This window comes from Serratia sp. H402Y (genome assembly GCF_051172415.1).
GTDB lineage: Bacteria > Pseudomonadota > Gammaproteobacteria > Enterobacterales > Enterobacteriaceae > Serratia > Serratia ureilytica.
Genome location: NZ_JBPIYZ010000001.1, coordinates 1,010,953 through 1,031,484, shown reverse-complemented (window position 1 = coordinate 1,031,484; position 20,532 = coordinate 1,010,953). Strand labels below are relative to the sequence as shown.

The window sequence follows — 20,532 nt, the reverse complement described above, 5'->3', positions numbered from 1 at the left end:
CTTTCAACCTGATTGCGCACTTTCCACGTCGAGTGCTGCAGATTCGCGCAGGCCGTCGCCCCGCTTGTGCATCTTTTCACTTTGGTTATTCACTATTGTTGCTTTACTTGCCCCGCGCCGCCGCCAATAGTAACCCCATGATTAACAAAGGATAGAGGGTACTATGCCACTGAAGATTGCGGCGCTGTGCGCGCTGTTGCTGAGCGCCGCCGTGCAGGCGGCCACGACGGGCGGTATCGACCTGCAGGCTAACCGAGAGCCGATACGCGCGGAGAAAAACCCGGCGGCTATCGCGCTGATCCCGGCGAACTTTCACTTCGCGGTGCCCGGCAAGCTGACGGTGGCGGTAGCATTCGAGAACTCTCCGCCGCTGGCGCTGTTCGCCGAAGACAATAAAACGCTGATCGGCAGCGATCCGGACATCGCCCGCCTGGTGGCCGACAGCCTCGGGCTGGAGCTGAATCTGGTGCCCACCTCCTGGGAAGATTGGCCGCTGGGCATCAGCGCGGGCAAATACGATGCGGCGATCTTCAACATCGCCGTCACCAAACAGCGTAAAACCAAATTCGATTTCGCCACCTACCGGGTGGACACGCTGGGCTTTTACGTCAAATCCACCAGCCACATCACCTCGATCAACCGCCCGCAGGACGTGGCCGGGCTGCGGATCATCGTCGGATCCGGCACCAATCAGGAAAACATTCTGCTGGGATGGGATAAGCAGAATCGCGCCGCCGGGCTGCCGCCGGTACAGCCGATCTACGTGACCGACGACGCCGCCACCAACCTCAGCATTCAGTCCGGGCGCGCCGATGCGTTCTTCGGCCCCCACTCCACCGGCGCCTACAAGGCGGCGCTGACCGGCAAAACCAAAATGGTCGGCATCGGCCCCAACGTGGCCTACGTCGCGGTCACCACCAAAAAAGGCAACGGATTGGTGAACGCCGTCAACGCCGCGATCAATGGCGCGATCGTCAGCGGCGAATACGCGCAGGTGCTGGAACGCTGGGGCGAAGGCGACGAAAAGGTCGAGCGTTCAACCATCAACCCGCCGGGCATCGGCGACTAACCGCCGATCAGCTGCGGGGCATGCCGACGCATCCACTCGGCCAGCGAGTCCAGCGTCGGCCGCAGCGATTTGCCCAGCGCGGTGACCTGATACTCCACCCGCGGCGGCACTTCGGGATACACCTGCCGCGTCACCAGACCGCGTTGTTCGAACAGCCGCAGCTGGCGCGTCAGCTCTTTTTGCGCGATGGGCGCCACCGCCCGCTGCAGCTCGCTGAATCGCACCGGGCCATCGATTATGATCAGCCGGTACAGGATGGGTATCGCCCATTTGCCCGACACCAGATTGACGAAGTCCACCATCGGGCAGGGTTCGCCCGCCGTCGGCAGCGCCGACAAATTATTTTCCGCCGTTAAGGGCGCTTGCGTCGTCATTTCATCCCACCTCGTCCTTTAGTATTCAAAAGGTGCCTACTATGCAAAAGGAACTATAGCGCAAATAATGCCGCAACAGACGCTAAAGAGGAATCGGTTATGTCACGACTGCAAGGCAAATACGCATTGATTACCGGCGGCACCAGCGGCATCGGGCTGGAAACCGCCCGCCAATTCATCGCCGAGGGCGCAACGGTGGCGATCACCGGCCGCAGCCAACGCGCCCTGGACGCGGCGGGCCAGGCATTGGCAGGCAACGCGCTGCTGCTGCTGAGCGACGCCGGCAACATCCCACAGCAGCGCGCGCTGGCGCAGCAGTTGGAGCAACGGTGGCCGCGGCTGGACGTGCTGTACGTTAACGCCGGCGACGTCACGCATCGCCCGCTGCAGGAGTGGGATGAGCAGAGCTACCAGCGGCTGATGGACATCAACCTGAAGGGGCCGTTCTTTCTGATCCAGGCGCTGCTGCCGCTGCTGGCCAACCCTTCTTCAGTGATCCTGTGCGGTTCGGTCAGCGCCCATATCGGCCTGCCGCAGAGCAGCGCCTACGCCGCCAGCAAAGCCGGTTTGTTGTCTTTGGCCAGAACGCTCTCCGGCGAGCTGCACGCGCGCGGCATTCGCATCAACGGCCTCAGCCCCGGCCCGACCGAAACCCCGGCGCTGGGAAAACTGGGGCTGGCGGAAGCGGATGAGCGGGCCTTGCGCGACGATATCCGCGCGCTGGTGCCGATCGGCCGCATGGGCAGCGCGTTGGAGCTGGCCAAAGCGGCGGTGTTTCTGGCGGCGGATGAGTCGGCCTTTATGGTCGGCGCGGAGCTGCAGATGGACGGCGGCGTGGGGAATCTTTAGCCGTCGCGCGACACAATAAGGCCGCTTGCGCGGCCTTTGTCAGTGTCACTCAACTCACCCCTTGAATCGGGTTGGTATTAAAGGTGTAGACCACGATCTTCCACTGGCCCTGCTGTTTCTCCAATACAAATACTTCACGGTTTAAATCGATCAAGGTGGCTCCGTCGCTTATTCGGGTTACCGTCGCGCCGCGATGATGGTGCGTGCGCACATAGGCCATATTCCCGTTCACACTGATGCTGTCATAAGCAAACTCGGTTTCAAATTTCTCGTTTTTAAATAAATTGTCATATTGTTGTCGGCGTTTTTCATTGCTGTCCGCCGTCGGTTTTTCGTTCCATTGCGAGTAACTTTCCGGGGCAAAAAGTGACAAAATTGTTTGCGTATCGCCGGCGTTAAGCGCTGTCTGGTAGCGGTTTATCAGGTTATACACCGCCTTCTGCTCGGCCGCGACGCCCACCTCAGCGGAAACCCTGTAACTTTGCGATGCGGCCTCGCTGCTTGCGGCATAACTTTGGCCACACAAGCCCACGCCCGCCAATAACAATACGACAGTTAATTTTTTCATATAAATATCCTCTCAGGCGTTATTTCATTATGGCAATACAGGATGCGATTTCAGATAAATAAAAACGCTGGAAATAAATTATCCAATGCCGCGTTAAATTGACAGCCGGCATATTTAAAAATACTCTTTTAATAATTTAAATAATGGAAGCCGTTAACATGAATGAACTGCACGCGCTGCGCGTATTCTGCCAGGTGGTGGAAATGGAGGGGTTCAGCCAGGCGGCAACCAAAATGGGGCTCTCCCCGGCCAGCGTCACATACAGCATCAATCAGCTTGAAAAACAGTTCGGGCAACCCCTGTTCAAGCGTTCAACCCGGCGCTTCTCGCTGACCAGCGCCGGGGAGCGTTGCTATCACACCGCGCAAGAAATTCTGCAGCAGTTTGACCGGCTGAAAAACGACATGTCGTGCGATTTTGAACAACCACGAGGACCGCTGCGGGTCGAGATAGCCTCGATGCTCAGCAGCATGCATATCGCCCCGGCGCTCCCGGCTTTTTTGGCGCAATACCCAGAGTTGCAGCTCAGCGTGTCGGTCAGCGATCGCTTGGTCAATCCGGCGGAAGATCGCGCCGACGTGTTTATTCGCATCGGCGCCGGCAACATCCCCGAGATGGTCAGCCGCCCATTGCTGCAACCCCGTTATCTGTGCTGTGCGTCTCCCGATTATTTTGCGCGCCACGGCCGGCCGGAACACCCGGAGCAGTTGCAACGCCATCAGCGGCTGGGATTTATCCGTTCAGGCGCGGCGGCGGCGGACGACTGGCAGTTCATTCGTGATGACGAGCGCTACCGTCTGGCGCCCAGCCCGCTGTTGAGCTTCAACCATTCACAATCGCTGTGTGAGGTGGCCAGGAACCATCTCGGCCTGGTTTACTTGCTGGACTGCACGCTGGAAAACTATCTGAAGGCGGGCGAACTGGAACCGATACTGCAGGAGTGGGCGCCCCTTGGGGCGCCAATCAATATTCTCTATCCGCGCCTGCGGGATCGCAGCCATAAAATTCGGGTTTTCGTCGACTTCATCAGCGAACTGTTCGCCGGTAAATCCGCCGGGCACTGACCGCGCAGCTCATCCCAACCCGGGGATATCGACACCGAAAGTCTGCAGCAGCAACACCACGTTGAGCAGCACAATCACCACCGTGCCGACCACCGCCGCCAGGCTGGTCCAGCGGCCGTTGGCGAACTCGCCCATGATGTCGCGGCGGCGAGTGAACATTACCAGCGCAATCATCGGCGCCGGCAGCGCCAGACTCAACACCACCTGGCTGTAGACCAGCGCGTCGGTGGCGTTGACGCCCATCGCCACCACGATGAACGCCGGCACCATGGTGACCAGACGGCGCACCCACACCGGGATACGGAAACCGACGAAGCCCTGCATGATCATTTGCCCGGCCATGGTGCCCACCACCGAGCTGGAAATACCGGAGGCGATCAGCGACGCCAGGAAGATGCCGGCCGCCGCCGCGCCGAACAGCGGCGTCAGCGTATGGTAGGCGGTGCCGATTTCGGCCACGTCGCTGTTACCGGCGTGGAAGGCGCTCGAGGCCATGATCACCATCGCAATATTCACCAGCCCGGCAAGGGCCAGCGCGATCACCACTTCAATATTGGAAAAACGCAGCAGCTTGCGCCGCTCGCCGTTGTCGCTGGCCGGGCTGCGGTGCTGGGTCAGCCCCGAGTGCAGGAAAATGGCGTGCGGCATTACGGTGGCGCCGATAATGCCGACGGCGATGGTCAGCGCCTGCGCATCCGGCAACTGCGGCGTCACCATACCGATGCCGGCCGCCTGCCAATCCACCGGCACAATGAACATTTCCACCAGGTAGCACAGCGCGATGATGCCCACCAGGCCGCCGATCATCAGCTCAACCGGACGAAAACCTTTTTTCTCCACCATCAGCAGCGCATAGGTGATCACCGCCGTCACCCCCATGCCCGCCAGCAGCGGCATGTGGAACAGCAGCGCCAGCGCGATCGCCCCGCCGAGAAACTCCGCCAGATCGGTGGCCATCGCCGCCACTTCGCTGAGTAGCCACATGCCGATCACCACCGGCCGTGAAAACTGGTCGCGGCACATCTCCGCCAGATTGCGGTTGGTGACGATACCCAGTTTGGCCGACAGCGCCTGGAACAGCATGGCGATCAGGTTGGCCATCACCACCACCCACAGCAGGCTATAGCCGTATTTCGCCCCGGCCTGGATGTTGGTGGCGAAGTTACCGGGGTCCATATAGGCGATAGAGGCAATCACCGCCGGGCCGGCGAACAGCAGCGGCGTGAAGGCGCCGCGCTTGCGTCCGGCAAGGGCGGCGCCAATCGCGATGTTGGTCCGTTCGGTTAACGATGAGGGGGTTGCCGCGTCTCGCATGAAGTACCCTTAATCTTTTACTGGTTATTTTTCCACCGATCATGCTGACAATGTAGCATCGGCTACACTTTATGCAACAGGCGAAATTAATGGGCTTTGTGTAGAGATATTTCTAACTACCACAATGCATGGCATCGAATTGATAATGTGTGCTATTTGGACTAACTTAGGGCAACCCTCCCGCTATTGCCGGGAGACGCCTTTTTTATTCTTACAGGACGCCCTACGCTATGGTTACCCGCGCGCCAGATAACGCCGACCGCCACGCCCAGACCGACATGCCGGACGAGGCCGAGCACGCCATGCGTTTTAGCCGCGCCCGCGAAGCGCAGTCCAATGCGCTGATCGAAGATTACGTTGAGCTGATCGCCGATTTGCTGCAAAGCACCCGCGAAGCCAGAACCACCGATATCGCGCGCCGCTTCGGCGTCTCTCACCCGACGGCGATCAAAAATATCGCACGGCTCAAAAGCGCCGGGCTGGTGGAGTCGCGCCCTTATCGCGGGGTGTTTTTAACCGAGGAAGGCGAACAGCTGGCGCAGAAGGTGCGCCGCCGTCACCGCATCGTGGTCGATCTGCTGATGTGCCTCGGGGTGCCGAGCGAAACCGCCGAGCTGGACAGCGAAGGGATTGAACACCATATCTCGGACGAAACGCTGGCGGTGTTCGAGCATTACCTGCAAAAACATGCCAACCCCTGACTCCCGGAGCACCGATGAGCTACGCCGTGCAGCAAATCCATGATCTGTGCCTGGTGGTTTTCGCCGAAGCCGGGCCGATGTTGAAAGACGAAAACGACGTCAGCCTGTTTATCGCGCCCGCCTTTGAACATGAGGCAGGGATGATTGCCCTCCCCGTCAACCGCCTGGACGCCACCTTTTTCCAGCTCAGAAGCGGCATTGCCGGCGCCGTATTGCAGAAATTCATCAACTACCGCCTGCGCGTGGCGCTGCTAGGCGATATCACCCCCTGGCTGGCGAAAAGCAACGCGCTGCAAGATTTCGTGCGCGAAGCCAACCGCGGCGAACAGGTCTGGTTCCTTCCTTCTCTCGCCGAACTCGAACAGCGCCTTAGCGCCTGACGACAGGCAATAAAAAAGGGAGGCTTTCGCCTCCCTTGATAACTCCCCTGCCTGAATCAGTGATTACGGATGTATTCGTCCATATCGGTTTTCAGGTTGTCGGACTTGGTGCCGAAGATGGCCTGCACGCCGGAGCCAGCGACGACTACGCCGGCTGCGCCCAGTTTCTTCAGGCCCGCCTGGTCGACTTTGGACACGTCGGCCACGCTGACGCGCAGACGGGTGATGCAAGCATCCAGGTTTGTGATGTTTTCTTTACCGCCGAAGGCCTGAACCAGCGCGGCGGACATTTCGGAACCGCCCTGCGCAGTCTGCTCGGCAGCGGTGTCTTCACGGCCCGGCGTTTTCAGATCCAGCTTGGCGATCAGCACGCGGAAGATGGTGTAGTACACCAGACCGTAGATGATGCCGACGATTGGGAACAGCCAGATTTTGCTGCTGTTGCCGCTCAGTACGATAAAGTCGATCAAGCCGTGCGAGAAGCTGGTGCCGTCACGCATGCCCAACAGGATGCAGATTGGGAACGCCAGGCCGGCCAGGATAGCGTGGATCACGTACAGGATCGGCGCGACGAACATGAAGGAGAACTCGATCGGCTCGGTGATACCGGTCAGGAACGAGGTCAGCGCGGCGGAGATCATGATGCCGCCGACTTTCGCGCGGTTTTCCGGCTTGGCCGAGTGCCAGATGGCGATGGCCGCAGCAGGCAGACCGTACATTTTGAACAGGAAGCCGCCGGACAGTTTGCCCGCGGTCGGGTCGCCCGCCATATAGCGAGGGATATCACCGTGGAATACCTGGCCCGCCGCGTTGGTGAACTCACCAATTTGCATTTGGAACGGGACGTTCCAGATGTGGTGCAGACCGAACGGCACCAGTGCACGCTCAACCACGCCGTAGATGCCGAAGGCCACGACCGGGTTCTGATAAGCCGCCCACTGCGAGAAGGTCTGGATAGCCGTACCGATCGGCGGCCAGATGAAGGACAGCACTACGCCCAGAACGATCGCCGCCAGACCGGAAATGATCGGCACGAAACGCTTACCGGCAAAGAAGCCCAGGTATTCCGGCAGTTGAATGCGGAAGAAGCGGTTAAACATATAGGCCGCGATGGCGCCGGAGATAATCCCCCCGAGCACACCGGTATCCGCCAGGTGTTTGGCCGCAATTTCTTCAGCCGGCAAGTGCAGCACCAGCGGCGCAACCACCGCCATGGTTTTCACCATGATGCCGTAAGCCACCACCGCCGCCAGCGCGGAAACGCCGTCGTTGTTGGTGAAGCCCAAGGCGACGCCGATGGCGAAAATCAGCGGCATGTTGGCGAAGACCGAACCGCCCGCTTCCGCCATCACGTGGGAGACTACCGCAGGTAGCCAGCTAAAGTTGGCGGAACCGACGCCCAGCAGGATACCTGCGATAGGCAACACGGACACCGGCAGCATTAGCGATTTACCTACTTTTTGCAGGTTTGCAAATGCGTTCTTGAACATAGTTGAGTGTGCTCCTGAGTAATAATGCTTTGCTACTTCTTGTCGCGATTGGTCGCGCTGCAAGGGGGGGAGAAAAACCCCTGCAATTCAGGGTGTCTGAGCACCCCTTGAATTTATTACGCAGAGTAAAATAAATAGTCTGCGCAATGTTTGATGACAATCACGTTTCGATGATCGAGCCGCGGCAACTTTGCATAAACCGGCGTTTTTTTGGCAAAAATGAGCAAAAAACACGCGCCAATCACCCTGAAACGGGAGCGAACCTTACCCGTTTCAGTGATTAATTACGAGCTTAAAAAAAATTACGCAGACAATGACCTACCGCTATAGCCTAGGTCAAAGATCACAGTTCGAGGTGAAATAAGCGTGAAAAGTTGGCGGTGGTCGCTTCGGCCAGTTGTTCCAGGCTGACGCCCTTCAATACCGCCATGTATTCAGCCACATCACGCACATAGGCGGGTTGGTTTTCTTTGCCGCGATGCGGCACCGGCGCCAGATAAGGCGAGTCGGTTTCCACCAGCATGCGATCCAGCGGCACGTAGCGTGCCACTTCGCGCAGCTGTTCGGCATTGCGGAAGGTGACGATGCCGGAGAAGGAGATGTAGAAGCCCAGATCCAGCAAGGCTTCGGCCGTGGCCAGATCTTCGGTGAAGCAGTGCAGCACGCCGCCGCAGTCTTGCGCGTTCTCTTCACGCAGGATCGCCAGCGTGTCCGCGCGCGCCTCGCGGGTGTGGACGATCACCGGCTTGTTCAGATCACGGCCAATGCGGATATGTTCGCGGAAAGAGTCCTGCTGCAGCTCAAGGTTGTCTTTCTGGTAGAAGTAATCGAGCCCGGTCTCTCCCAGCGCCACTACCCGCTCCGCCGCAGCCAGGCGACGCAGCTCGGCGTAATCATAGCCCTCTTCCAGATTAAGCGGATGCACCCCGCAGGAGAAAGCCACATCGTTGCGCTCGCCGATCAGTTCGGTCATGGAACGGTAACCCGGCAACGTGGTGGCGACCGCCAGCACATAGCCGACGTCGCGCGCCTTGGCCTTGGCCAGCGCGTCGTCCACATTCTGGTGCAGCGTTTGGTAATCCAGGCCGTCAAGGTGGCAATGAGAATCGACTAACAACATAATTTTTAACTCTTTTACTTTACAGCGAATGAGGTTGGGAATAGCCGGCGGCGCCAAGCATCTGTTCCCAGCGAAGTAACTGTTCGGTCAGCAGCAGCTCGCGGTTGACGCCTACTACGCTGAGCAGCTGATGACGGCAGTTCAGCCACTGCTGCACAATCTGTTGCAGCGAAGCGCTGCTCAGCAGGCTGGCCAGCTGATGCACCAGCGGCTGCTGATCCTGATTCAATACATAGTGATGCGCGCCCTGTTGCCACTTCATTGCGTCCACCAATAACGCGCACAGCCAATGCAGGCGTTCGGCGACGTCTTCATGGTTTAGCACCGGCAACAGCGACAGCATATCGCGTTGCGGCAGCGCGGCGCTCAATGCGGCGCACAGGGCGCCGCGCTGTTGCCACTGCTGCGGTTGCAACAGCTGTTCGGCGGCCAGGGGCGCGCCGTCGTGCAGGCGCAGCGCCGTGACTCGGTCTGTCTGAGAGCCCGCCGCCTGCCGGCCCAACCACTGCAGGCTGAGCTGCTCATCCGGGCTGGCCAAATGCCAGTACAGGCAGCGGCTGCGCAGCGTCGCCATCAGCCGCGATGGCTCACGGCAACCCAACAGAAAATAGGTTTTCTCCGGCGGCTCTTCCAGCGTTTTCAACAGCGCGTTGGCCGCCGCCTCGGTCAGCTGTTCCGCCTGCGGCAGCCAAATCACCTTGGCGCCGCCCTGTTGCGCGTGGGCGTACAGCGTTTCAATCACCTGGCGGATGGGTTCGATGCCCAGGCTGCTCTTGCCCTTTTCCGGCGCCAACACGTGATAATCCGGGTGATTGCCCGCCAGCATCAACCGGCAGCTGTGGCACTCGCCGCAGCTTTTTTCGCCGTTGCGCTGTTGGCAGATCAACCAACGGCTCAGGCCGTAGGCCAACGCATCGTCACCATTGCCCGCCGCCGCATGCAGCAGCAGCGCATGATGGCCACGGCCGTCGGCGTACTGCCCAATCAGCTGGCGATAAGGGCCATTCAGCCACGGATACCAGTTCATTATGCGCCTTCCTGCTGCCGCAGCCAGTGGCTGACGCAGTCGCGGATCGCCGCAGTCACCTGCTCCAGCGGCTGGGCGGCGTCGACGGTGACGATCGTTTCGTCCTGCGCCGCCAGTTCGAGATAGCGAGCGCGGGTGCGTTCGAAGAACGGCAGCGCCTCCTGCTCGATGCGATCCAGCTGACCGCGCGCCTGCGCGCGTTGCAGGCCGACCAGCGGAGGCAGATCGAGATAGACCGTCAGATCCGGGCGAAAATCCCCCAGCACGGTGTCGCGCAGCGAGGTCATCAGCTGCGGATCCACGCCACGGCCGCCGCCCTGATAGGCTTGTGAAGAGAGATCGTGGCGATCGCCCACCACCCAGGAGCCACGCGCCAGGGCGGGTTTGATCACGGTTTCCACCAACTGCACGCGCGCAGCGTACAGCATCAAGACTTCGGCCTTGATGGTCGGCAATTCGCCGTCGATGCCGCGCTTGAACAGGTCGCGCAGCTTCTCCGCCAACGGCGTGCCGCCGGGTTCACGGGTGAAGACGATGTCGTTGATGCCATGTTCACACAGCACATTGACTACCGTGTCGCGCGCGGTGGTTTTGCCCGCGCCTTCCAGCCCTTCGATTACAACGAATTTACTTTTCATTCTTTTCCTTTAACGCCTGGCGGTACACGCGCACCGCCTGGTTATGGCTCGCCAGATTGGTGGTGAAGGTATGCCCACCCTTGCCGTCGGCGACAAAATAGAGATAAGGCGTTTTAGCCGGATTGGCAGCCGCCTGCAACGAGGCCTCGCCCGGCATGGCGATCGGCGTTGGCGGCAGGCCGGCGATCACATAGGTGTTGTAAGGCGTCGGCGTCTCCAGATCCTTGCGCGTGATGTTGCCATTATAGCTCTCGCCCATGCCGTAGATCACCGTCGGATCGGTCTGCAGACGCATGCCGAGACGCAAACGGTTGACGAACACCGACGCCACCTTGCTGCGCTCTTCCGGCACTGCGGTCTCTTTCTCGACGATCGATGCCATGGTCAGCAGCTCTTCCGGCGTTTTGTACGGCAGACTGGTGTCGCGGCCGTCCCAGGCGGCCTGCAGCGCTTTGTTCATGCGGACGTGGGCGCGTTTGAGCAGCGCGATGTCGCTCATGCCGGCGGTATACTGGTAGGTATCCGGATACAGCCGCCCTTCCGGAGTTTCTCCTGCAGCAATGCCGAGCGCGGCGGCGATCTCCGCGTCACTTTTGCCCGCCAGAGTGTGTTTCAGGTATTTGGACTGCTGGAGCACCTGCTGCCAGTCACGCAGGCGTGAGCCCTCGATAAAGCGCGCGGTGAACTGCGCCTCTTTGCCGCTGGCCAACAGTTTCAGCATCTGGCGTACCGTCATGCCCGGCGTGAACCGGTAGGTTCCGGCCTTGAACTCCGCCAGCTCCGGTTCCAGTTTCAGCAGCCACTGGAACCAGCGGCCGCTGCGCACCAGTTTATCGCGCACCAGTAACCCTTCCAGCGCCACCCGGCCGGTGCCGGCAGGCAGTTTGAAGATAGTCTCTTGCTGGATAGCCAGCGGCGTATCGGCAAAGCGTTCGATCTTCTGGTAGCCCCAAAACAGCAGCGCCAATGCCAGAACAACAATAACAGACAGGACCTTCAGCTTTCTTTTCTTCATCAATCAGCCATGGTTAACAGTGTGGACGCAAAAAATCATACAGCTGGCGCGAATGATAACGCCATGATTGAGCAACGTTTACCGGCAGCAGCGGCATCAGCGCGTTGCTCACCAGGACTTCGTCGGCATCGGCCAGCGTCTCCAGAGGCTCGCTGACGCAGTGCAGACGGTATTCCGATCCCGCCAGCAGCGCGATCACTCGTCGCCGCATCAGGCCCGCGACGCCCGCCTGGCTCAGATCCGGGGTAAACACCGCTTTTCCCTTACGCCAGAACAAATTAGCCGCACAGCATTCCACCAGCATACCGGCAGTGTCAAGCACCAGCGCCTCGTCGGCGGCCGTCTGGTCAAGATGCGCGCGGATCAGCACCTGCTCCAGGCGGTTCAAATGCTTCAAACCCGCCAGCAGCGGATTGCGCGCCAGCGCCACCGGGCTGAGCGCAAGTGTGATGCCCTGCTCGCGCCACTGCAAATAGTGCGCAGGGTAGCTGTTGCGGGCGACGATGCGCGTCGGGTTTTCGCACCCCGTCGGGCTGTAGCCTCGTCCACCGCTGCCGCGCGTCAGTATCGCTTTGACCACGCCGAGCGAAATTGATTCTGCCGCCTGCGCCATCTCGCGCTCGAAAGCCGGCCAATCGGTGGCGGGCAGCATCAGCCGTTGGGCCGCCTGTTGCAGCCGCTCCAGATGCCAGGGCAGCAGCTCGATTTTACCGTCGATAACCCGGGCGGTAGTAAAGCAGCCGTCGCCGAACTGCAGACCACGATCGCTCGGCGCCAGCGCATCGTGGCGTTGTCCGTTAATCCAGTACATGCTTCCTCCTGTCGCCGGGTAATTTCATTACGCTCGCAGAATAGCAGGCGGCGAGGCAATACGCAGCCCTGCTGACGGCCGGACGCCAGGCGTAAAAAAGCCCGGTTAAAAAACCGGGCTTTTCATCAGCGAACAACCGCGCGAGTTACACTCGGCGGAAGATCAGCGAGCCATTGGTGCCGCCGAAGCCGAAAGAGTTACACAGGGTGTACTCCATATCGCTGACCTGGCGCGCTTCGTGAGGCACGAAGTCCAGATCGCAACCTTCATCCGGGTTATCCAGGTTGATGGTTGGCGGTACCGCCTGATCGCGCAGCGCCAGCACGGTAAAGATGGACTCGATCGCGCCCGCCGCACCCAACAGGTGGCCGGTCATCGATTTGGTCGAACTCACCAGCACACGCTGGGCATCAGCGCCGAACACGGATTTCACCGCCTGCGCTTCCGCCTGGTCGCCCGCTGGCGTAGAGGTGCCGTGTGCGTTGATGTAACCGATTTGTGACGGGGTCACACCGGCGTCAAGCAGGGCATTTTCCATCGCCAACGCAGCGCCAGCGCCGTTTTCCGGTGGTGACGTCATGTGATAAGCATCGCTGCTCATCCCAAAGCCAACCACTTCGGCGTAGATTTTCGCGCCGCGTTTTTTCGCGTGTTCGTACTCTTCCAGCACCATCATGCCGGCGCCGTCGCCCAGCACGAAGCCGTCGCGGTCTTTATCCCACGGACGGCTCGCCGCCTGCGGGTTGTCATTACGGGTGGACAGGGCGCGCGCTGCGCCAAAGCCGCCGACGCCCAATGGGGTGCTGGCTTTCTCTGCCCCACCGGCCAGCATCACATCCGCATCATTGTAAGCAATGATACGCGCGGCATGGCCGATGTTGTGTACACCTGAAGTACAGGCGGTGGCGATGGAAATGCTTGGGCCACGCATGCCGTACATGATTGTCAGGTGACCTGCAATCATATTCACAATGGTGGAAGGCACGAAGAACGGACTGATTTTCCGTGGGCCACCGTTAACCAGTGAACTGTGGTTTTCTTCAATCAAACCCAGGCCGCCGATGCCGGAACCGATCGCGGCTCCAATGCGGCTGGCGTTAGCCTCGGTGATGTCCAGACCTGCATCCTGCATGGCTTGCATGCCGGCAGCGATACCGTACTGGATAAAGGCGTCCATCTTGCGCGCATCTTTGCGAGAGATGAAATCCTCAGAATTAAAATTCTTTACCAGGCCAGCAAACTTGGTCGCATAGGCAGTGGTATCGAAATGGTCGATCAGGCTGATGCCACTCTGACCGGCAAGAAGAGCGTTCCACGTGGACTCTACCGTATTGCCGACAGGAGACAACATGCCCAGTCCGGTCACAACTACTCGACGCTTAGACACGTTTGTCCTCCAGGGAGGGAAAAATATGACACTAGGGATAGAAAAAACTTAGGCGGTCGAACGACCGCCTAGATATGTTCTCTTACTGCTGGCTAGCGTTGATGAAATCAATAGCTGCCTGAACAGTAGTGATCTTCTCAGCTTCTTCGTCTGGAATCTCGGTGTCGAATTCTTCTTCCAGTGCCATTACCAGCTCAACGGTGTCAAGAGAATCAGCGCCCAGATCTTCAACGAAAGAAGCGTTGTTCAAAACTTCTTCCTGTTTAACACCCAGTTGCTCAACAATGATTTTCTTAACGCGTTCTTCGATAGTGCTCATACTCTTAAATTTCCTATCAAAACTCGCTTTCGCGATGGTTTTCGTAGTGTATAAAATGCTGAAAAAGATGCAACTAAATCCCGGCTGGTCAAACCACGATTTTACGCTATTTTGCGGTTTTTGCCTCAAATAACGCAAATGGTTTTCACATTTTTTAAATCATGTACATGCCGCCATTGACATGTAACGTTTCACCGGTGATATAGCCGGCCTCATCAGAGGCCAAAAATGCAACAGCGCTGGCGATTTCTTTAGCATCGCCCAGCCGGTTGGCTGGAACTGATGACAAAATGCCTGCGCGTTGATCATCTGTCAACGCCCGTGTCATGTCCGTCTCAATAAAGCCAGGTGCCACGACGTTGACCGTAATGCCACGAGAAGCAACTTCACGTGCCAAAGATTTGCTAAAACCAATCAGACCGGCTTTAGCCGCCGCGTAGTTCGCCTGCCCTGCGTTCCCCATGGTGCCGACAACGGAACCGATGGTGATGATACGGCCAAACCGCTTTTTCATCATAGCGCGCATTACCGCTTTTGACAGGCGGAATACGGAAGTCAGGTTAGTGTCGAGGATATCCTCCCACTCATCATCCTTCATACGCATCAGCAGGTTATCACGCGTAATGCCGGCATTATTCACTAAAATGTCGATTTCGCCAAATTCGGCGCGAATCGATGCCAGCACGCTGTCGATAGATTGCGCATCAACAACGTTCAACATAAACCCTTTGCCGTTTGCGCCCAGGTAGCCGCTGATCGCTTCAGCGCCGCTCTCGCTGGTCGCGGTGCCGATCACTTTGGCGCCGCGGGCCACAAACGTTTCTGCAATAGCTCGGCCAATACCGCGGCTCGCGCCGGTGACCAGAACGATTTTACCTTCGAAGCTCATCATTTTCCTCTTTATTGTTCAAGCGCCGCCGACAGGCTGGCGGTGTCGTTCACCGCCGCAGCCGTCAGGGTGTCAACAATACGTTTAGTGAGACCGGTCAGCACTTTGCCCGGCCCCACTTCCAGCAGCGACGTCACTCCCTGTGCTGCGATAAATTCTACGCTCTCGGTCCAACGCACCGGGCTGTACAGCTGACGCACCAGCGCACTGCGGATCGCTTCAGGATCGTTTTCGGTGCGTACGTCGACGTTGTTCACCACCGGCACCTGCGGCGCGTTAAAGGTGATGTCCTTCAGCGCCACGGCCAACTTGTCGGCGGCCGGTTTCATCAGCGCGCAGTGCGAAGGCACGCTCACCGGTAGCGGCAGTGCACGTTTGGCGCCCGCCGCTTTACAGGCGGCGCCTGCACGTTCCACCGCTTCTTTATTGCCGGCGATAACCACCTGGCCCGGCGAGTTGAAGTTGACCGGAGAAACCACCTGTCCCTGCGCGGACTCTTCGCACGCCTTGGCGATCGCGTCGTTGTCCAGGCCGATGATGGCGTACATAGCGCCGGTGCCTTCCGGCACCGCTTCCTGCATCAGCTTGCCGCGCAGCTCGACCAGGCGGATCGCCGCCTTGAAGTCCAGCACGCCGGCGCAGACCAGCGCCGAGTATTCGCCCAGGCTGTGGCCAGCCATCAATGCGGGCGCTTTACCGCCCTGCTGCTGCCACACGCGGAAAATCGCCACGGAAGCCGCCAGCAGAGCCGGTTGGGTCTGCCAGGTCTTGTTCAGCTCTTCCGCCGGGCCTTGCTGCACCAGCTGCCACAGATCGTAACCCAGCGCGGAAGAGGCCTCGCCGAAAGTCTCTTCGACGATCGGGAACTGTGCGGCCAATTCGGCAAGCATGCCAACGGCCTGTGACCCCTGGCCCGGGAAAACAAAAGCAAATTGCGTCATTTTTTATTCCTGTTCAAATCAGAAACGAACCAGCGCCGAGCCCCAGGTAAAGCCGCCGCCGAAGGCTTCCAGCAGCACCAGCTGGCCACGCTGAATTCGCCCGTCTCGCACGGCTTCGTCCAGTGCGGAAGGCACCGAGGCGGCAGAGGTGTTGCCGTGACGATCGAGCGTCACCACCACTTTGTCCATCCCCATGCCCAGTTTTTTCGCCGTTGCGCTGATGATGCGCAGGTTGGCCTGGTGCGGCACCAGCCAATCCAGCTCGCTGCGGTCCATGTTGTTGGCCTGCAACGTCTCATCGACGATGCGCGCCAGTTCGGTGACGGCAACCTTGAAGACTTCATTGCCCGCCATGGTGACATAGGCCGGCTTGTCTTGATTCTGACGATCCTTGTAAGGCAGCGTCAGCAGGCTGCCGTAGCTGCCGTCGGCATGCAGGTGGGTAGACAGAATGCCCTGCTCTTCAGAAGCCCCCAGCACCACCGCCCCTGCGCCATCACCAAACAGAATGATGGTGCCGCGATCTTCAGGATCCAGCGTGCGCGACAAGACGTCCGCGCCGATAACCAGCGCATGTTTGACCGCGCCGTTTTTCACGTACTGATCGGCCACGCTGAGCGCATAAGTAAAGCCGGCGCAGGCCGCAGCCAGATCGAACGCCGCGCAGTCTTTGATGCCCAACATTTGCTGCACCAGGCACGCCGCACTCGGGAACGCGTGAGTCGTCGTGGTGGTCGCCACGACGATAAGCCCAATGTCTTCTTTAGCCACACCTGCCATTTCCAGCGCTTTCTCAGCGGCCTGGAAGCTCATCGTCGCGACGGTTTCATCCGCAGCGGCGATGCGACGTTCGCGAATACCGGTACGCGTGACGATCCACTCGTCAGAGGTATCCACCATTTTTTCCAAATCAGCATTGGTGCGCACTTGTACGGGCAAATAACTCCCCGTACCGAGAATCTTTGTATACATGTACGATCAGTCACTCTTAGGTAATACAGCCTCAAGGCGCGCAGCAATCCTTTCCGGGACTTGCCGCTGCACCGCCTGCACAGCCTGTTCGATTGCGACTGCAAACGCGTGAGGGTTCGCAGCGCCGTGGCTCTTGACTACGGTGCTGCGCAATCCTAACAGACATGCGCCATTATACTGGTCGGGGTTCAGGTGGCCGAACCGCTTGACCACCCGTTTTTGCAACCAACGGCCCAACAATTTCAGCCACCAGGCTCGCTTGTTTCCATCGCCGGACGATTTCAGCAGCGATAAGAACACCCTGACCACCCCTTCCATGGTTTTCAGCGTGACGTTGCCCACGAAGCCGTCGCAGACCAACACATCGGTCTTGCCGGTGAGCAGTTCGTTTCCTTCCAGGTAACCAATATAGTTGATTGCCGGAGTATTTTTTAGCACAGCGGCCGCTTCGCGGATATTATCCAGGCCTTTGGTCTCTTCTTCGCCGATATTCAGCAGCGCCACCCGCGGTTGCGCAATGCCGATCACCTCTTCCGCCATCACCGCGCCCATCACGGCAAACTGCACCAGCATGGTGCTGTCGCACTCGACGTTGGCGCCCAGATCCAGCACCACGGTTTTGCTGCGCTGCTGGTTCGGGATCACCGTCATCAGCGCCGGGCGCTCAATGCCCTCCAACGGCTTGACCAACAGCTTCGCCAATCCCATCAGCGCGCCGGTATTGCCGGCGCTGACGCAGCCCTGCGCGTTGCCGCTGCTGAGCTGTTCGAGCGCAATGCGCATCGACGTGCCGCGGCTGGCGCGTATCGCTTGTGAGGGTTTGGCGTCGCCGGCGATCACAGACTCGGCGGGCACGACTTGCAGACGCTCCAGAAGAACCGGATCGGCGTGGGCAAGCAAAGGGGAGATGGCGTCGGGATTACCGACCAGCAAGAGATGAAGCTGTAAATTAGAGGCCAGTGCCTGCAACGAAGCAGGCACTGTGACGCAGGGACCGAAGTCCCCGCCCATTGCATCTAACGCCAGGGTTAGACGAGTCAAGGTATCGCTACTTAGCCGATAACCTTGCGACCGCGGTAGAAACCGTCGGCAGTGATGTGGTGACGACGGTGAGTTTCACCGGATACTTTGTCTACAGACAGAGTAGTCGTGGTCAGAGCATCGTGAGAACGACGCATGCCACGCTTGGAACGGGTTGGTTTATTCTGTTGTACGGCCATGGACCTTACTCCTCAATTACTTACGCTTTAAACTGGCTAATACGGCAAACGGATTCGGTTTCTCCGCCTCGGGAGGCAGTTGGCCAAATACCATGTCCGCTTCGGACACTTCACAGTGTTCAGATTCATGTACCGGAACGACAGGCAGTGAAAGAATAATTTCGTCTTCAATCATTGCCAACAGATCGACTTCGCCAAACTCGTCAACTTCGATCGGTTCGTACGCTTCCGGTAATGCCTCAGCCTGCTCATCATTGACGACCGGGCTAAAACAATATGTTGTGTGAACCTGATGTTCGAACGGGACTCCACAGCGTTGGCACATCAACGTTACCGTGACGTCCGCATGCCCTGTTATCACCGCGAGGCGTTGATTGTCGATATTAAACGACAACGACACCTCAACATCACTGTCCACACTGACCACGGAGTCGGCAACACGAGTAACCTGCTCAGGCGCATAGACACCAGCATAGTCCAGGCGTTTCTGAGCGGTACGTACCGCATCAATGGTCAAGGGTAATTTTACCTTTTGCATAGGGCGCGCATATTAACTTTGTAACGACATAGAGTCAAAGAAAAAGGCCGTAAAACGGCTCCTTTCACCAATATTCGCTTCCACAGCGGCCGACAGTTTAAAATGCCGTACCCATTTACGCTACGGTTTGCGAAAAAAATTATGCAGAGATTGCTTTTAGCCTCCACCTCCCCCTATCGAAAAATGCTGCTGGAGAAACTGCAGCTGCCGTTCGACTGCGCCGCGCCGGAGGTGGATGAAACCCCGCTACCGGGCGAAGGCGCGGAAGCGCTGGTGCTGCGCCTGGCGGCAGCGAAGGCTCAGGCGCTGGCCCTCGCCTACCCCGAGCATCTGATCATCGGTTCCGATCAGGTCTGCGTGATCGATGGCAGCATCACCGGCAAGCCCCATACCGAGGAAAACGCCCGCGCGCAGCTGCGCCAGGCAAGCGGCCAGGCCGTGACCTTCTATACTGGCCTGGCGCTGTACAACGGCCGCAGCAAGCAGCTGCAGGCCCTGTGCGAGCCTTTCCACGTGCATTTTCGCGCGCTGAGCGAAGCGGAGATCGCCGCCTATGTGCGTCTGGAGCAACCGCTGAACTGCGCGGGCAGTTTCAAAAGCGAGGGATTGGGGATCGCGTTGTTCGACAGGCTGGAAGGCCGGGATCCGAACGCCTTGGTCGGCCTGCCGTTGATCGCGCTGTTGGCGATGTTGCGGGCTGAAGGCATCAACCCGCTGGTGTGACGCGGATTATTTGGCGGCCTGTCGGCGCAGCACTTGCAGGCAATGACGCAGTTCTTCGTCCATCGGCGCTTCGATACGCATCGTTTCGCCGGTGGCCGGATGCTCGAAGCGCAGCGCCGCGGCGTGCAGGAACAGACGCTTCAGGCCGGTACCCGCCAGTTGACGATCGAACTCGCGGTCGCCGTAGCGATCGTCAAAGGCGATCGGATGCCCGGCATGCAGGGTGTGCACGCGGATCTGGTGGGTACGCCCGGTGATTGGGCTGGCCTTCACCAGGGTGGCGAATTCGTAACGCTCCTCCACCTTGAAGCGGGTTTCCGAAGGCTTGCCTTCGCTGTTGACGCGCACGATACGTTCACCGCTTTGCAGAATGTTTTTCAGCAGCGGCGCCTGTACGGCCTTGCAGTGGGACTGCCACTGGCCGCGCACCAGCGCCAGATAATCCTTCTGCATGCCCTTCAGCCGCAGTTGCTCATGCAGCGAACGCAGCGCGGAACGCTTCTTGGCAACCAACAGCACGCCGGAGGTATCGCGATCGAGCCGATGCACCAGCTCCAGGAAACGGGCCTCAGGGCGCAGCGCCCGCAGCCCTTCAATCACGCCGAAGCTCAGGCCGCTGCCGCCGTGCACCGCGGTGCCGGAAGGCTTGTTGAGGATCAGCAGGTGGTCATCTTCATACAGAATGCAGTCGGCCAGCGCCGCCACCTTATCCAGCTTCGCCGACACCGGCGCCTCTTCGCGCTCGGCCACGCGCACCGGCGGCACGCGCACCACGTCGCCGGCCGCCAATTTGTATTCGACCTTGATGCGCCCTTTATTAACCCGCACCTCGCCTTTGCGCACGATGCGATAAATCATGCTCTTCGGCACGCCTTTCAGGCGAGCGAGTAGAAAGTTGTCGATTCTCTGACCGGCTTCGTCGTCGGAAATCGTGATGAATTGTACTGCTGGATTGTTCGTTTTCATGGTGCGGGATTCTAAATAGAGCGCGTGAATAGCGCCACATCTTTTTCTGTGCTTAACTGTCTCTCTGACGGCGGGCGAAACCCCAGCGGACAATAAGGCAGCAAGCCGATTTGAACGTTTGCGATTTCTTCCGCAGTTAAGGAAAAGTCACCTTGCT

24 protein-coding genes are annotated in these 20,532 nt (G+C 59.0%); 6 read left to right on the top strand and 18 right to left on the bottom strand.

All coding sequences use genetic code 11. The annotated features are described in order from the left end of the window. Positions 1-163: 163 nt before the first annotated feature. Positions 164-1,069, top strand: a complete 906-nt coding sequence (locus ACSBQS_RS05120) for a transporter substrate-binding domain-containing protein (protein ID WP_060659655.1) — start codon at positions 164-166, stop codon at positions 1,067-1,069. On the opposite strand, the gene ACSBQS_RS05115 is transcribed toward ACSBQS_RS05120, so the two are convergent. Then, positions 1,066-1,443, bottom strand: a complete 378-nt coding sequence (locus ACSBQS_RS05115; RefSeq protein WP_080273385.1) for a winged helix-turn-helix transcriptional regulator — start codon at positions 1,441-1,443, stop codon at positions 1,066-1,068. The two genes, ACSBQS_RS05120 and ACSBQS_RS05115, sit on opposite strands and share 4 nt — an antisense overlap. A gap of 99 nt (positions 1,444-1,542) precedes the next feature. On the opposite strand from ACSBQS_RS05115, the gene ACSBQS_RS05110 reads away from it, so the two are divergent. Beyond that, positions 1,543-2,292: an SDR family oxidoreductase gene (locus tag ACSBQS_RS05110; RefSeq protein ID WP_434989819.1), complete on the top strand. Its 750-nt coding sequence runs from the start codon at positions 1,543-1,545 to the stop codon at positions 2,290-2,292. 49 nt (positions 2,293-2,341) lie between these two features. Here the strand turns inward: ACSBQS_RS05110 and ACSBQS_RS05105 are convergent, their stop codons facing one another. Beyond that, on the bottom strand, positions 2,342-2,860 hold the full coding sequence (locus tag ACSBQS_RS05105; protein WP_434989817.1) for a YybH family protein: 519 nt from the start codon (positions 2,858-2,860) through the stop codon (positions 2,342-2,344). Between the two features lie 158 nt (positions 2,861-3,018). Between ACSBQS_RS05105 and ACSBQS_RS05100 the strand changes: the two genes are divergently transcribed. Continuing rightward, the gene (locus ACSBQS_RS05100) at positions 3,019-3,924 is read left to right on the top strand and encodes a LysR family transcriptional regulator (RefSeq protein ID WP_047026288.1); all 906 of its coding nucleotides are present in this window, start codon (positions 3,019-3,021) and stop codon (positions 3,922-3,924) included. Positions 3,925-3,933: 9 nt separating this feature from the next. Here ACSBQS_RS05100 and ACSBQS_RS05095 read toward each other — a convergent pair whose 3' ends face one another. Then, a complete protein-coding gene (locus ACSBQS_RS05095; protein ID WP_033642695.1) occupies positions 3,934-5,238 on the bottom strand; it encodes an Nramp family divalent metal transporter in 1,305 nt (434 codons plus the stop codon). Positions 5,239-5,468: 230 nt separating this feature from the next. Between ACSBQS_RS05095 and mntR the strand changes: the two genes are divergently transcribed. Both mntR and ACSBQS_RS05085 read left to right on the top strand, forming a co-directional pair. Then, the gene (gene mntR / locus ACSBQS_RS05090) at positions 5,469-5,939 is read left to right on the top strand and encodes a manganese-binding transcriptional regulator MntR (protein ID WP_089196924.1); all 471 of its coding nucleotides are present in this window, start codon (positions 5,469-5,471) and stop codon (positions 5,937-5,939) included. 14 nt (positions 5,940-5,953) lie between these two features. After that, positions 5,954-6,319, top strand: coding sequence for a DUF4180 domain-containing protein (locus tag ACSBQS_RS05085; RefSeq protein ID WP_046686859.1), 366 nt, complete (start codon positions 5,954-5,956; stop codon positions 6,317-6,319). A gap of 56 nt (positions 6,320-6,375) precedes the next feature. Here ACSBQS_RS05085 and ptsG read toward each other — a convergent pair whose 3' ends face one another. From ptsG to yceD, 14 genes are all read right to left on the bottom strand, one after another. Then, positions 6,376-7,809: a PTS glucose transporter subunit IIBC gene (gene ptsG, locus ACSBQS_RS05080; protein ID WP_019455831.1), complete on the bottom strand. Its 1,434-nt coding sequence runs from the start codon at positions 7,807-7,809 to the stop codon at positions 6,376-6,378. A 343-nt stretch (positions 7,810-8,152) separates the two neighbouring features. Continuing rightward, positions 8,153-8,929: a metal-dependent hydrolase gene (locus ACSBQS_RS05075; protein WP_033642690.1), complete on the bottom strand. Its 777-nt coding sequence runs from the start codon at positions 8,927-8,929 to the stop codon at positions 8,153-8,155. 19 nt (positions 8,930-8,948) lie between these two features. Then, positions 8,949-9,956: a DNA polymerase III subunit delta' gene (gene holB, locus ACSBQS_RS05070; protein ID WP_033650744.1), complete on the bottom strand. Its 1,008-nt coding sequence runs from the start codon at positions 9,954-9,956 to the stop codon at positions 8,949-8,951. Beyond that, on the bottom strand, positions 9,956-10,594 hold the full coding sequence (gene tmk, locus ACSBQS_RS05065) for a dTMP kinase (RefSeq protein ID WP_434989813.1): 639 nt from the start codon (positions 10,592-10,594) through the stop codon (positions 9,956-9,958). Before tmk ends, holB begins: the two co-directional genes overlap by 1 nt. Then, a complete protein-coding gene (mltG, locus tag ACSBQS_RS05060) occupies positions 10,584-11,609 on the bottom strand; it encodes an endolytic transglycosylase MltG (RefSeq protein WP_089196922.1) in 1,026 nt (341 codons plus the stop codon). Before mltG ends, tmk begins: the two co-directional genes overlap by 11 nt. 13 nt (positions 11,610-11,622) lie before the next feature. Beyond that, a complete protein-coding gene (gene pabC / locus ACSBQS_RS05055) occupies positions 11,623-12,420 on the bottom strand; it encodes an aminodeoxychorismate lyase (RefSeq protein ID WP_342162889.1) in 798 nt (265 codons plus the stop codon). Positions 12,421-12,565: 145 nt separating this feature from the next. Continuing rightward, positions 12,566-13,807 (bottom strand): beta-ketoacyl-ACP synthase II, encoded by a 1,242-nt coding sequence (fabF, locus tag ACSBQS_RS05050; RefSeq protein WP_033642685.1) that lies wholly within the window; start codon positions 13,805-13,807, stop codon positions 12,566-12,568. Positions 13,808-13,889: 82 nt separating this feature from the next. Beyond that, positions 13,890-14,126 (bottom strand): acyl carrier protein, encoded by a 237-nt coding sequence (gene acpP / locus ACSBQS_RS05045; RefSeq protein WP_004719003.1) that lies wholly within the window; start codon positions 14,124-14,126, stop codon positions 13,890-13,892. 154 nt (positions 14,127-14,280) lie between these two features. Further along, positions 14,281-15,015 carry a 3-oxoacyl-ACP reductase FabG gene (gene fabG, locus ACSBQS_RS05040; RefSeq protein WP_004928729.1) on the bottom strand — a complete coding sequence of 245 codons (735 nt, stop codon included), beginning with the start codon at positions 15,013-15,015 and terminating at the stop codon, positions 14,281-14,283. Between the two features lie 11 nt (positions 15,016-15,026). Beyond that, positions 15,027-15,956, bottom strand: a complete 930-nt coding sequence (gene fabD, locus ACSBQS_RS05035; RefSeq protein ID WP_033642684.1) for an ACP S-malonyltransferase — start codon at positions 15,954-15,956, stop codon at positions 15,027-15,029. An 18-nt stretch (positions 15,957-15,974) separates the two neighbouring features. Further along, entirely contained in the window at positions 15,975-16,928 is a 954-nt protein-coding gene (locus ACSBQS_RS05030) for a beta-ketoacyl-ACP synthase III (protein ID WP_033642683.1), read from the bottom strand. A 6-nt stretch (positions 16,929-16,934) separates the two neighbouring features. After that, a complete protein-coding gene (gene plsX / locus ACSBQS_RS05025) occupies positions 16,935-17,969 on the bottom strand; it encodes a phosphate acyltransferase PlsX (protein WP_071841648.1) in 1,035 nt (344 codons plus the stop codon). Positions 17,970-17,980: 11 nt separating this feature from the next. Then, positions 17,981-18,148: a 50S ribosomal protein L32 gene (gene rpmF, locus ACSBQS_RS05020; protein ID WP_004927778.1), complete on the bottom strand. Its 168-nt coding sequence runs from the start codon at positions 18,146-18,148 to the stop codon at positions 17,981-17,983. Between the two features lie 16 nt (positions 18,149-18,164). Continuing rightward, entirely contained in the window at positions 18,165-18,686 is a 522-nt protein-coding gene (yceD, locus tag ACSBQS_RS05015) for a 23S rRNA accumulation protein YceD (RefSeq protein WP_004927780.1), read from the bottom strand. A gap of 141 nt (positions 18,687-18,827) precedes the next feature. Here yceD and ACSBQS_RS05010 point away from each other — a divergent pair, with 141 nt between their 5' ends. Then, on the top strand, positions 18,828-19,409 hold the full coding sequence (locus ACSBQS_RS05010) for a Maf family protein (protein WP_072055804.1): 582 nt from the start codon (positions 18,828-18,830) through the stop codon (positions 19,407-19,409). 6 nt (positions 19,410-19,415) lie between these two features. Here the strand turns inward: ACSBQS_RS05010 and rluC are convergent, their stop codons facing one another. Beyond that, positions 19,416-20,375, bottom strand: coding sequence for a 23S rRNA pseudouridine(955/2504/2580) synthase RluC (gene rluC, locus ACSBQS_RS05005; protein ID WP_004927787.1), 960 nt, complete (start codon positions 20,373-20,375; stop codon positions 19,416-19,418). Between the last annotated feature and the right edge of the window lie 157 nt (positions 20,376-20,532).